This is a genomic window from Schinkia azotoformans (assembly GCF_035811335.1).
In the GTDB taxonomy this organism is placed as follows: Bacteria; Bacillota; Bacilli; order Bacillales; family Bacillaceae_J; genus Schinkia; species Schinkia azotoformans.
On the sequence record NZ_JARSMD010000016.1, the window covers coordinates 84,772 to 98,188 of the forward strand.

12 protein-coding genes are annotated in these 13,417 nt (G+C 37.8%); 1 reads left to right on the forward strand and 11 read right to left on the reverse strand.

The genetic code is table 11. The features are described from left to right. Nucleotides 1-15: 15 nt before the first annotated feature. The 6 genes from pnpS to P9E47_RS09020 all read right to left on the reverse strand — a co-directional run bounded on the left by pnpS (nt 16) and on the right by P9E47_RS09020 (nt 6,474). Complete coding sequence (gene pnpS, locus P9E47_RS08995; RefSeq protein WP_456115116.1) at nt 16-1,395, reverse strand: two-component system histidine kinase PnpS; 1,380 nt, start codon at nt 1,393-1,395, stop codon at nt 16-18. A 34-nt stretch (nt 1,396-1,429) separates the two neighbouring features. Beyond that, nucleotides 1,430-2,161 carry a response regulator transcription factor gene (locus P9E47_RS09000; RefSeq protein ID WP_035194242.1) on the reverse strand — a complete coding sequence of 244 codons (732 nt, stop codon included), beginning with the start codon at nt 2,159-2,161 and terminating at the stop codon, nt 1,430-1,432. Nucleotides 2,162-2,252: 91 nt separating this feature from the next. Next, nucleotides 2,253-3,191 carry a malate dehydrogenase gene (gene mdh, locus P9E47_RS09005; RefSeq protein WP_035194243.1) on the reverse strand — a complete coding sequence of 313 codons (939 nt, stop codon included), beginning with the start codon at nt 3,189-3,191 and terminating at the stop codon, nt 2,253-2,255. 96 nt (nt 3,192-3,287) lie between these two features. Beyond that, nucleotides 3,288-4,562, reverse strand: a complete 1,275-nt coding sequence (gene icd, locus P9E47_RS09010) for an NADP-dependent isocitrate dehydrogenase (protein WP_035194245.1) — start codon at nt 4,560-4,562, stop codon at nt 3,288-3,290. Nucleotides 4,563-4,691: 129 nt separating this feature from the next. Then, the gene (gene citZ, locus P9E47_RS09015) at nt 4,692-5,807 is read right to left on the reverse strand and encodes a citrate synthase (protein ID WP_035194247.1); all 1,116 of its coding nucleotides are present in this window, start codon (nt 5,805-5,807) and stop codon (nt 4,692-4,694) included. Nucleotides 5,808-6,009: 202 nt separating this feature from the next. Further along, nucleotides 6,010-6,474 carry a DUF441 domain-containing protein gene (locus P9E47_RS09020; RefSeq protein ID WP_035194249.1) on the reverse strand — a complete coding sequence of 155 codons (465 nt, stop codon included), beginning with the start codon at nt 6,472-6,474 and terminating at the stop codon, nt 6,010-6,012. Between the two features lie 158 nt (nt 6,475-6,632). Here P9E47_RS09020 and ytvI point away from each other — a divergent pair, with 158 nt between their 5' ends. Further along, nucleotides 6,633-7,751, forward strand: a complete 1,119-nt coding sequence (gene ytvI, locus P9E47_RS09025) for a sporulation integral membrane protein YtvI (RefSeq protein ID WP_035194251.1) — start codon at nt 6,633-6,635, stop codon at nt 7,749-7,751. 28 nt (nt 7,752-7,779) lie between these two features. Here ytvI and P9E47_RS09030 read toward each other — a convergent pair whose 3' ends face one another. The 5 genes from P9E47_RS09030 to accD all read right to left on the reverse strand — a co-directional run bounded on the left by P9E47_RS09030 (nt 7,780) and on the right by accD (nt 13,399). Then, complete coding sequence (locus P9E47_RS09030; RefSeq protein ID WP_326153826.1) at nt 7,780-8,169, reverse strand: FxsA family protein; 390 nt, start codon at nt 8,167-8,169, stop codon at nt 7,780-7,782. A 111-nt stretch (nt 8,170-8,280) separates the two neighbouring features. Continuing rightward, on the reverse strand, nt 8,281-10,035 hold the full coding sequence (gene pyk / locus P9E47_RS09035; protein ID WP_326163200.1) for a pyruvate kinase: 1,755 nt from the start codon (nt 10,033-10,035) through the stop codon (nt 8,281-8,283). Nucleotides 10,036-10,229: 194 nt separating this feature from the next. Next, nucleotides 10,230-11,189, reverse strand: coding sequence for a 6-phosphofructokinase (gene pfkA / locus P9E47_RS09040; protein WP_326153823.1), 960 nt, complete (start codon nt 11,187-11,189; stop codon nt 10,230-10,232). A 354-nt stretch (nt 11,190-11,543) separates the two neighbouring features. Further along, nucleotides 11,544-12,521, reverse strand: coding sequence for an acetyl-CoA carboxylase carboxyl transferase subunit alpha (accA, locus tag P9E47_RS09045; RefSeq protein WP_326163203.1), 978 nt, complete (start codon nt 12,519-12,521; stop codon nt 11,544-11,546). Between the two features lie 17 nt (nt 12,522-12,538). Next, nucleotides 12,539-13,399, reverse strand: coding sequence for an acetyl-CoA carboxylase, carboxyltransferase subunit beta (gene accD / locus P9E47_RS09050; RefSeq protein WP_326153822.1), 861 nt, complete (start codon nt 13,397-13,399; stop codon nt 12,539-12,541). Nucleotides 13,400-13,417 lie beyond the last annotated feature (18 nt).

Sequence of the window (13,417 nt, forward strand, 5' to 3'; positions counted from 1 at the left end):
AAGTAATACGTTGAACTACTCGGAAAGTTTCATTTTTTCTAATTGAATTTTAGGCAATATTACTGAAAAAGTTGTTCCTTTATCGACTTCACTTTTCACATCAATTTTCCCATGATGTGCTTCGACAATATGCTTTACAATTGCTAAGCCTAAGCCTGTTCCACCGGAATGACGGCTTCTCGCCTTATCCACCCTGTAGAACCTTTCAAAAATTCTCGGTATTTGGTCTTGACTAATCCCGACGCCGGTATCCGAAATATTTACTTTGTATCTGTCGCCTAAATCAACACATTCTATTCTTACTTTTCCATGATTCATAGTGTAGGTTAGAGCATTATTTATAAGATTTATAAATATTTGTTTAATTCGATAAAGGTCACCTTCGAGAACTGGATGCTCGATATCAATTGTTGTTTCGATCTCGATATTCTTCTTTTCTGCCTTCCCTTTGATGATAACCATTACTTCTTCAAGAACATTTTTCAAATCAACTTCTGAAATATTCAACTTAAAGCTTTCTTGTTCAATATTTGATAAATCTAAGAGGTCGTTTATTAAACTTTGGAGCCGATCTGTTTCTTTTAAAATAATATTAAGAAAATACTCCCGCATTTCTTTATCATCCATTGCTCCGTCAAGTAGGGTTTCAGAAAAACCCTTGATTGATGTCATCGGTGTTTTTAACTCATGAGAAACGTTGGCAACGAAGTCTTTTCTCGTTTGTTCCAGTTTCTTTAGCTCCGTAATGTCATGAAAGACAAGGACCACACCCTTCCACTCTTCTCTTGTCCCAATAATGGGTGCTCCATATACTTCAAAATGACGTCTTTCTATTTTCAGTGGAAGATGCAGCTGTTTTCTGACAGATTTTTCGGTCATAAATATTTGTTCAACTAAGGAAATAATTTCTTGATGTTCAAATGCTTCATGATATAGCTTAGTAAGAAACTCACCCGGTTCAATATCAAAAATATCTTTAAAATATTTATTTAAAAGATTAATATAACCTCTTCCATCAATTAAAATTAAACCGCTGCCCATACTTTCAATTAGAGTATGCAATCGGTCCTGCTGCATTTCTTGTGCGACTGTCGTTTGTTGAAGATTGCGGGCAAGAATATTAATAGATTGACTTAGACTTCTCGTTTCATCCATTTTGTCTTCGTAAAGACGGGCCTTATAGTTTCCCTTTGAAAGTTCATTTGCAACCATGGTTGCTGATTTAATCGGTATCATATATAATTCGGTAAGCTTGGTTTTAATTAAGATTAAAAGGAAGCCAATTATTCCTAAACATGTAAAAAAGAGTCCCCAAATTTTATGAATAATGATTGTGATTGACTCCATAAAAGGTGAAAAAGCCAACCCAAGGAAAAATCCTAAAAATACTACCATTATTAGCAACAGGATAAATAAAGGAACAATAATTTTAGTTCGATTCTTTCTCATTTCCTTTAGGAGCCTCCATCTTATATCCAAGTCCTCTTACTGTTTTGATATAGATTGGTTTTCTTGTGTTTTTTTCAATTTTTTCACGTAGATGACTTATATGAACATCAACAATTCTTGTATCACCGACAAAATCATAATTCCAAACAGCGCTTAGCAATTGATCCCTCGTTAACACCTTCCCTTTATTTCTGACAAGGTATAATAAAAGTTCGAATTCCTTTGGTGTTAGTTCTAATAATTGACCTTCAAAAAACGCTTCGTACTGTTCAGGTAAAATTAACAAATCGCCATGATTCAATTTTTCTTGCTCAGCCGAATCGATTGGTTCATTCTCTTCGATAATTTGAGTTCTGCGCAGTATCGCCTTAACGCGGGCTACTACTTCCCTGGGGCTGAAAGGTTTTGTCATATAATCATCTGCACCTAATTCGAGCCCCAATACTTTATCAAATTCATCACCTTTTGCTGTTAACATTAGGATTGGAACGAACACCTTTTTCTGTCTTAACTCTTTACAAACCTCAATTCCATCGATTTTGGGCAGCATCAAATCCAATATCATAAAATCTGGCTTTTCATCGATCGCAATCCGAAGCCCTTCTTCCCCATTCATAGCCGTTTTCACTTCAAAGCCCGCTTGCACTAAATTGTATTGTAATAGTGTCAGGATTGATTCTTCATCATCCACTACTAAAATTGTTTTTTTCACAATATCTCCTCCATTCCAGATTAATGCCAGTTTATCCTATTGTACCATAAAAAAAAAATGCCCCTATAAAAGGGCATTTTGGTTTTAGCAACTAAGCTAATACTTTCATAACATTTTTCACAGATTCTACTGACTTATCTAATGCTGCTTTTTCTTCAGCAGTTAATTCAAGTTCAATAATTTGTTCGATTCCGTTTCCACCAATAATCGTTGGAACTCCAAGGTAAATTCCTTCATAGCCATATTCACCTTCAAGGTAAGCGATTGTAGGTAATACACGGCGTTGATCTTTAAGAATGGCTTCAGCCATTTCTACTAGTGAAGCGGCAGGAGCGTAATAAGCACTACCGTTTCCTAATAGGTTAACAATTTCACCGCCACCAGTACGAGTGCGCGCGACGATTGCTTCTAAACGGTCGGCTGGGATCAATTTCTCCAATGGAATTCCGCCAGCAAAGGAATAACGTGTTAATGGCACCATATCGTCACCATGTCCACCTAAAACGAAACCAGTAATATCTTTAACTGATAATTTTAATTCTTGTGCAACAAATGTGCGGAAGCGCGCTGTATCTAATACACCTGATTGACCGATTACGCGATTTTTAGGAAATCCTGATTCTTTATAAACAGTGTAGGTCATTGCATCAACAGGGTTCGTTAAAACAATAATATAACAATTTGGAGAGTACTTAACTATTTCTTGTGTTACAGATTTCATAATTTTTGCATTAGTTGAAACTAGGTCATCACGACTCATACCAGGTTTGCGGGCAAGACCTGCGGTAATGATAACGACATCAGAATCAGCTGTATCTTCGTAATTTGATGTACCAATGATATTAGAATCAAATCCTTGAACAGGTGATGCCTCCAACATATCGAGAGCTTTCCCTTTCGTAGGATTTTCCAATTGTGGAATATCAACGATCACTACATCTCCAAGCTCTTTTTGTGCTGCTAAAAACGCTGCAGTAGCACCAGTAAAACCTGCTCCAATTACAGAAATCTTTTTACGCTTAATTGTCATCTCCAGTACCCCCTCAATTTTGTATGTAATTTTGAGACTGACCCATAATTGGATCAGTCTCAAAGATAACACTATTTAAAAGTTCAAGTAGACCAATTACTTAGCCATGTTTTTGATTAATTCATCACCGAATTCAGAACATTTAACTTCAGTTGCACCATCCATTAAACGAGCGAAGTCATAAGTTACAACCTTGCTTTCAATTGTTTTCTCAATTGAGTCAACTACTAATTTAGCTGCTTCTGTCCATCCTAAGTGTTCAAGTAATAAAACACCAGATAAGATAACAGATGAAGGGTTTACTTTATCTAAACCTGCATATTTAGGTGCAGTACCATGTGTTGCTTCGAAGATTGCATGTCCTGTTTCGTAGTTAATGTTAGCCCCTGGAGCAATACCGATACCACCAACTTGTGCAGCTAATGCATCAGAAATAAAGTCTCCGTTTAGGTTCATTGTAGCTACTACACTAAACTCACGTGGACGAGTTAAAATTTGTTGTAAGAAGATATCAGCAATTGTATCTTTTACAATAATTTTTCCAGCTGCTTCTGCATCAGCTTGTGCTTTATTAGCAGCGTCTTTTCCTTCAGCTTCTACGATGCGGTCGTATTGAGCCCAAGTGAATACTTTGTCGCCAAATTCTTCTTCAGCCACTTCGTAACCCCAGTTTTTGAACGCACCTTCAGTAAATTTCATGATATTACCTTTGTGAACTAGAGTCACACTATCACGATTATTATCAATTGCATATTGGATTGCTGCACGAACTAAACGCTTTGTACCTTGTTCTGAAACTGGCTTAATACCGATACCAGATGTTTCAGGGAAGCGAATTTTCTTAACTCCCATTTCGTTTTGTAGGAAATTAATGATTTTTTCAACTTCAGGAGTACCTTTAGCCCATTCGATTCCAGCGTAAATATCTTCAGTATTTTCACGAAAAATTACCATATCCGTATCTTCAGGACGCTTAACTGGTGAAGGTACACCATTGAAATAACGTACTGGACGTAAGCATGTGAATAGGTCTAGCTCTTGACGTAATGCCACGTTTAAAGAACGAATTCCGCCACCGATTGGTGTTGTTAATGGACCTTTAATTGCAATTATGTATTCCTTAATTACATCTAAAGTTTCTTGTGGTAACCATTCACCAGTTTGATTGAATGCTTTTTCACCAGCTAAAACTTCTTTCCATACAAGTTTTTTCTCGCCATTATATGCTTTTTCAACTGCTGCTTGTAATACACGAGATGCAGCTGCCCAAATATCAGGACCAATTCCGTCTCCTTCAATGTACGGGATTACCGGATTATTTGGTACGTTTAATACCCCATTGTCAACTGTAATTTTTTGTCCTTCTGTCACTTTCCCTTACCTCCTAAACATTTTAAGTAGGCCCTCTCTATTTATACGGCCTAGTTAATATTTATTCACACTGAGAAGAGGGAAGTCATATTCCCCTCCCTCGATGTCATTTATAGTATAAAGTTTTTATTAGCGATTTTCAATCGGTGTCCACTTTTGTTTGTCTGGACCAATATAATCTGCACGTGGGCGGATTAATCGATTGTTATCATATTGCTCTAAGATGTGAGCCAACCAACCGGAAACGCGGCTGATCGCAAAAATAGGTGTAAATAAATCATGATCGATACCTAAGCTATGGTAAACAGATGCTGAATAAAAATCCACATTTGGCGGTAAATTTTTCGCTGAAGTCACGATTCCTTCTAACTTTTCAGACATCTCGTACCATTTTGACTCGCCGGTAATCGTTGTTAATTGCTTTGACATTTTCTTCAAATGCTTTGCACGTGGATCGCCTTGACGATATACACGATGGCCAAAGCCCATAATTTTTTGCTTGTTTGCAAACGCATTTTCGGCGTATGCTTCAACATTTTCTACAGAACCGATTTCTGTAAGCATTTTCATAACTGCTTCATTTGCACCACCATGTAATGGACCTTTTAATGCGCCGATGGCAGCTGTAATTCCAGAATAAACGTCAGATAGAGTAGCAACACAAACACGTGCAGTGAATGTAGAAGCGTTTAACTCATGGTCTGCATGTAATACTAATGCCTTATCAATTGCTTCAACAGCAATAGCTTCAGGCTCTTTTCCACTTAACATATATAAGAAGTTTGCTGCGATACTTAAATCCGCGCGTGGTGAAACAGGTTCTTGTCCCTTACGAATTCTAGAGAATGCTGCAACCAATGTAGGAAGTTTTGCTTGAAGACGAACCGCCTTGCGATAGTTCGCTTCTTTATCCATTACATCCGCTTCATCATCGAATAATCCAAGCATTGATACTGCAGTACGTAAAGCAGCCATTGGATGAACTTTATCGATAGGATATGATTTAAAATGTTCAATAATTGCTTGAGGAATACTTGCGTTCTCGGCTAGCTGTTGCTTTAATTCAGCTAATTCCTCCTTAGTTGGAAGTTTATAATGCCATAAAAGATAAACTACCTCTTCAAAGCTTGCATTTTCAGCTAAATCATCAATGCCGTACCCCACATACGTTAATTCATCATCAATAATTGAGCTTACTTTGGATTGCGTGGCTACTACCCCTTCAAGACCACGAGTTACTGTCATACTTATCCCCTCTCCTTTACTAATAAAGTATACTAATAAATACCCCAACCCACTAGATTCTATCTAGTAAAAAGAAATAGTAAAAAGAAAATGCTTTCATTTCCTTTTTTGCAAAAAATGTCGGAAGGATAGACATAAGGTTATTATAAACAATAATCAGACTTTTGTGAATCAAAAGTGCATAAGAAATTGTTTAAAAATATTAAATGCCTATAACTGCAAACAATTTCATGAGTAAATATGCAATCCCGGCCGCTATTAATGGTCCTACAGCTATACCCTTAAATAATACAACTGCTAATATGGTACCAATAACGAGGGCAGCCGTAATATGAGGGTCATCCTTTAGTAAATCAAGACCGTATTTTGCAATGATTGCAACAAATATACCTGAACATAGTGCAATCCACGCATAAGTTGATTTAAAAGCTTCCATAAGCTGTTTAAAACCTATATCGCCAGTAGCGATTGGAACTAATACAGCAATTGTGATCACAATTACCCCTAGATTAATTCCTTTTGCTTGCAGGTACGGGAAAACTTTCCCGTCAAGTCCAATCACTTTTATTCCAATAAGTACTGAAATCGCTATTACTAATGATTGATTTTTAGCAATAATACCTATAATTAGTAATAACATTAAAAATAACATTGGTTGTGAAATCATGAAGTCATCCTTCCCTTTGGTTCACTTCCAAATTTATCGTATCATATTGGACAAAAATTCGCCACATTTTCATTTCAGTATGATTTACTTTTTTTCTTTCTTTCAAACCTTATACATTGTAAAATATTACTAAAATAACAAATGGAAGGGCGGTATCATTGAATTTACAGTATATTTATGCAACTCTGAGGTTCTTATTGGTTCTGGTCATTATCATCGTTACACCCATCATTATATATTTTATTTCATCTGTAACATATCCGTTTATCATAGCTTTTATTCTAGCTTTTATGATGAACCCTTTAGTCAACTTTTTAGAATATAAAACGAAAATGCCTAGAACTTTAGCTGTTCTCATCGTGTTGCTTTTAATTATTGGGGTAGTTGCCGGCTTATTAACATTGCTCATTGCGGAGATTATATCTGGGTCAAATTATCTTGCACGGGTAGTCCCGACACAATTTGAAAACTTAGTAACCTATGTTGAAGATTATATTGCTAATCAAATTATTCCATTTTACAACCAAATTTTAATCTTTTTCAATGATTTAGATGCAGGCCAACAGGATTCCATTATCCAAAATATACAAGATGTCGGATCTGCGATTGCCTCCAAAGTCAGTGCGTGGATTGAGGCATTTCTTCGGGCAATTCCAGCTTTCCTTGGTGTATTGCCGAATGTTGCAACAGTCTTGATCTTTTCATTGCTGGCCACATTTTTTATTAGCAAAGACTGGTATCGTCTTAAAGCCTATTGCAGCAAATTTTTACCGAAGAAATTTCAAACAAGTGGAAGAACGGTATATGATGATTTAAAGAAGGCTTTAGTAGGTTTTATTAAAGCGCAAGCCACTTTAATCTCGATTACTGCAATCATTGTTTTAGCAGGCCTTCTTTTCTTTAAAGTTCAATATGCTATTACAATTGCTTTAATCATTGGTATTGTGGATGTAATGCCGTATTTAGGAACAGGTGCCATCTTTGTTCCATGGATTGCCTACTTAGTGTTTACAAATGATCTAGGCCTCGCAATTAAGCTAGGGATTCTTTATTTAATTGTCCTGATTGTTAGACAAGTAATGGAGCCAAGGGTTTTGTCTTCAAGTATCGGACTTGACCCATTAGCAACATTAATTGCGTTATTTGTAGGATTTAAACTATTTGGTTTCCTTGGTTTAATTATTGGACCTGTAACTTTAGTACTTTTTAATACGTTAAATCATTCTAATGTTTTCAGGGATATTTGGACCTTTATTATAGGCAAAAAAGAAGCGTAGAAAGCAGTTGCTTTCTACGCTTTTCGATTTACCTTCTAATAATATAAAATTGGCCGTTTCGCAGCTTCTTCTCCAGCCATTTTTTTATGCTGTTTTTAAAAAATACACGTGTTGCCGGCAATAATAAAACAATCCCAAAAAGATCTGATATAAAACCTGGAGTTAATAGTAATAAACCTCCAATAAGAATGCAAATACCGTCCAGGATCGATTCTCCTGGTAATTGTCCGTAGGACATTTGGGTTTGGGCATCACGGAACGCTTTTAACCCTTGGGTTTTAGCGAGCCAAGCGCCAATAAAGCCAGTGGCTACCATGAGAACAATGGTCGGAAGGAAGCCGATTGTATTGCCCGAAAGAACTAACACGCTAATTTCAAGTGCCGGAACTAAAATTAATAATAATATTAATAGACGCAAAATTGTCTAACTCCTTTGAGCTTAATTTTATAAAGTATAAATCCAAACAAAAAGAGAGAAGGATTGTCCCCTCTCTCTATATATTACACAGAAATATTATTAACTGTACAGTTATATGACGCTGGCTAGTCCATTGTAGACGTCGCCGCGGGCAGCATCGACTGTAATTTCCTGCCCATCCTTAAATAATGTTGTCGCATTTAGTATGCCAACAATGACCGGTATGCCGAGGCTAAGTCCGATTACAGCAGCATGACTTGTTAATCCGCCTTCTTCGGTAATTATGGCCGCTGCGTTTTCTAAAAACGGCATCATGTCACGGTCAGTCCCTATTGTTACAACAATGGCTCCATCCTTCATCCTACTTTCAGCCTCTTTGGCATTGTTTATGATGATCACTTCACCTGTTGCTGTTTTACGACCGATACCTTGTCCTTTAGCGATGACATCGCCAATAATATGGACCTTCATTAAATTGGTAGTGCCTGGTGTTCCAACTGGTACTCCTGCGGTTAATACGACTAGGTCGCCGTGTGAGACGAGCCCTGTTTCCAAAGCTTCTTGAACAGCTGTATCAAGCATTTCATCTGTTGTTTCCGCGGGCTTACCAACTTTAGTGAAAACCCCCCATACAAGAGCAAGTTTTCTTGAAATTGCATCATTTGGTGTAACAGCAATAATCGGTGCTTTGGGACGATATTTAGAAATACTTTGAGCAGTCGATCCACTTTCTGTTGGTGTAATGATCGCTGTTACATTTAAGTTTAAGGCAGTATGGGCCACAGATTGGCTAATAGCATCTGTTATTGTTACTTCACTTTCTTTTCTTCTAACGGTTAGCAATTCCTGATAAGATAAAGCAGTTTCCGCTTTCGAAGCAATGCGGTCCATCGTCTGAACAGCCTCTTTAGGGTAGGAACCTGCAGCCGTTTCACCAGATAGCATAATCGCATCTGTTCCATCAAAAATGGCATTCGCAACATCACTTGCTTCGGCCCTTGTCGGTCTTGGATTTCTTTGCATCGAATCAAGCATTTGTGTTGCGGTAATAACCGGTTTTCCGGCTGTATTGCATTTTTTTATTAGCATTTTTTGTACAAGCGGCACTTCTTCCGCTGGAATTTCAACACCTAAATCTCCACGGGCGACCATTAATCCATCGGAAACTTCGAGGATTTCATCAATGTTATCGACGCCTTGTTGGTTTTCAATTTTTGGTATGATTCTGATTGAGGCCCCGTTGTTTTTTTCCAAAAGTTCTCGGATTGCAAGAACATCTTGTGCCTTTCTTACAAATGAAGCAGCGATAAAATCAACCTTTTGTTCGATCCCAAACAAAATATCCTGAGCATCTTTTTCAGTCATAGCTGGGAGATTTATAACTACATTTGGGACATTAACACCCTTTTTATTTTTTAAAACACCGCTGTTTATTATTTTGGTCCGGATTTCATCATTCTGTTTATCCAACACTTCTAATTCAATTAACCCATCATCAAGTAAAATTTTCGAGCCTTTATCAACATCATGAATTAAACCTGGATATGTTATTGAAAATTTTTCTGCAGTTCCTGTAACTTCTGTCATCGAGATCACTATTTCATTTCCCGCTTGAAGATGGATCTCACCGTTTTCCATATTATGTGTACGGATTTCCGGACCTTTCGTATCCAAAAGAATCGCTACGGTTTTTCCTAATGTACTTGCCGCTTCTCTTATACTACGAATTCGTTCCCCATGCTCTTCATAGTTTCCATGTGAAAAATTTAACCGTGCAACATTCATTCCAGCTTCCATTAAATCCATTAATGTTTCTACTGATTCACTAGCAGGACCTATAGTACATACTATTTTTGTTTTTCTCATTTATTTTTAAAGCCTCCTATATAGATCAAATGCGCCTTGGCGTATTTGTGCCCAGATTTTTAGGCCCACAGGAAGTGGGTCACAAAGACGTTGCCACAGGATGTGGCGTTTTTAGTCTTTGATCTTATGCTCGAAAAACTACCGCTGAAAATCTGAGGCATAAATTTAACTTTATTCAGTTCTACTGGATAAAGTTAAATTGATAACTCCTGTGAAAGTTTGTACATGTCTTCGTCAATTTTATGTACTTTAGACAGAATTTCTAAGATGTCGTGATCAATGATTTGGTTATGTTCAATTCCAACCATTCTGCCCGCTTTCCCTTCAAGAAGCAGTTCAACGGCTCTTGCCCCAAAACGACTAGCCAACATCCGGTCAATCGCAGTAGGTTTTCCGCCCCGTTGAATATAGCCTAACACTGTAGCCCTTGTTTCTAATTTTGTGGCCTCTTGAATCTTCTTACTAAAGTCTATTCCACTGCCAACACCTTCGGCAACAATGATTATACTATGCTTTTTTCCACGTTCATGACCACGTAAAATCCGCGCTACAATTTCGTCCATATTATAATCAACTTCAGGGATAATAATGGACTCAGCTCCACCCGCAAGGCCTGCCCATAAAGCAATATCCCCCGCATTTCTTCCCATTGTTTCAATAACATAAGTTCTTTCATGGGAAGTGGCTGTATCACGAATTTTGTCAATGGCATCTATAACAGTATTTAGTGCCGTATTAAACCCGATTGTAAAATCTGTTCCAGGTATATCGTTATCAATCGTACCAGGTATGCCTATACACGGAAAACCTTTTTCAGTTAGCTTGGCTGCCCCGCGAAAAGACCCGTCTCCACCGATAACAATAAGCCCTTCAATCCCATATCGGTTTAATTCGTCAATTGCCTTTTGTCTGCCTTCTTCCGTTTTAAATTCGTCACAGCGTGCTGTATAAAGCATTGTGCCCCCGCGATGAATAATATCACCAACAGACCCAAGTTCTAATTTCCTCATGTCTCCTGTTATTAGACCGGTATAGCCGTAATTAATCCCGTAGACTTCCAGACCATGATAAATAGCTTTTCTAACAACCGCGCGAATGGCGGCATTCATACCCGGTGAATCGCCGCCGCTCGTTAGAACTCCAATTTTTTTCATATAGGTCACCTCTTATTCTTTCTTATCATTCCATTTTTGATGTAATTTTAATTCAAGTGTAAACAAATTATTAAATACGCCTTGGCGTATTTGCGCCCAGATTTTTTAGGTCCACATGATGTGGGTCACAAAGACGTTGCCACAGGACGTGGCGTTCTTAGTCTTTGATCTTAGCACGAAAAACTACCTCTGAAAATCTGAGGCATCCACCGGAGGCTATAATTTTGATTCAGTAGAGGTTTGAACCCCACTTATGGAAGTGTGAAATTTCAGCTGAATAAAGTTAACCTTATTTGATTATATAGGAAAACGTGCTTCCAGAACATTGAAAGCACGTTAACTTTATTCAAAAATTTAATTTACCCCGATATATTCATCACTAAAAGAGATTTTACCAATATTTTTATATTTTAGGTACCTATTCTGAACAAGCGCTTCTTCATCAAGGTTGTTAAGTTCATTCAGCGATTTCTCTATTACCTTATCAATTTCTTTTGCCTGCATCACAACATCGCGATGAGCTCCACCCTTAATCTCCGGAATAATTTCATCAATGACTCCAAGCTCTTTTAAATCCGGAGCTGTAATTCGCATTGATTCGGCAGCTCTTTTCGCTTGACTAGCATTTCTCCAAAGAATCGAGGCTGCACCTTCTGGTGAAATAACGGAGTACGTCGAATTTTCGAGCATATGGATATGGTTTCCAACGCCAATTCCAAGTGCACCGCCACTACCGCCTTCACCAATGACAATGCTAATCACCGGTACAGTTAGTCCGGCCATTTCGAATAAATTTTTAGCAATAGCCTCACTTTGACCTCTTTCCTCCGCTGCTTTCCCTGGGTAAGCACCTTTCGTGTCAATGAACGTAATGATAGGTCTATTAAATTTCTCAGCCTGCTTCATTAAACGAAGAGCTTTACGGTAGCCTTCCGGGTGGGGCATACCAAAATTACGGCGGATATTTTCCTTCGTGTCTTTTCCACGTTGATGACCAATCACCGTAACAGGAATACCATGATACTTCGCAATACCGCCTACAATTGCCTCGTCATCTCCATAATATCGGTCCCCGTGCAATTCTATAAAATCAGAAAAAAGGTGTCCAATATAGTCAAGAGATGAAGGTCTATTCGGATGGCGAGCAATTTGCACACGATCCCAAGGCTTTAGATTGCCATAGACATCATTTTCTAGCTTTTCTAATCTTGTTTCTAATTTTACTATTTCATCAGAAAGGTCAATTTCCTTTTCTTCAGTAAACTTTTTTAACTCTGCTATTTTTTTTCGCAGTTCTATAACCGGACGTTCAAATTCCATTTCTCCTGCCAATGAAAGAACACCTCCTCCTAATTTTTTTGACCGATAGTATGAATATCGAGAACAGTAGTTAATGTTTCTTTTAATTCATTTCTTTTTACAATTTTATCTAATTGGCCGTGCTTCAATAGAAACTCAGCTGTTTGGAAGTCTTCTGGTAATTCCTCACGGATTGTTTGCTCAATAATCCTTCTGCCGGCAAAACCAATTAATGCACCAGGTTCTGCAAAATTATAGTCTCCTAATGACGCAAAACTAGCTGATACTCCTCCAGTAGTCGGGTTTGTCATCACGGAGATAATTAATCCGCCCCTATTGCTTAATGCTTTTAGTGCTGCACTTGTTTTAGCCATTTGCATTAAGCTAAGAACACCTTCCTGCATTCTGGCACCACCAGATGCGGTGAAGATAATGAACGGAATGTTACGTTCGATTGCCCTTTCAATCGCACGTGTAATTTTTTCACCGACAACAGAACCCATACTACCCATCCGGAATCCTGAATCCATGACTGCAATAACCGTATCAAAGCCATTTATTTTACCTTCACCGGTAACGATCGCTTCATTTAACCCCGTTTTCTCGCGGTCCTTTTCAAGCTTTTCAAGATAATCGGGAAAATCCAAAGGATTTTCCGATATCATTTCATGATCAAATTCGATGAAAGTCCCATCATCAATTAGGCTTTCAATACGGTCACGTGAATCCATTTGAAAATGGTGACCACATCCTGGGCAAACCATCAAATTTTTCTTTAACTCTTTTGAGTACATTATTTTCTTACAATCTGGACATTTCGTCATTAAGCCTTCTGGTACATCCTGTTTAGCCTGTTCCGAAGGTAGTGAGGCATATCTCTTTTTCTTTTTCCCAAATAAATCCTTAAGCAACCAAAAAACCTCCTAACC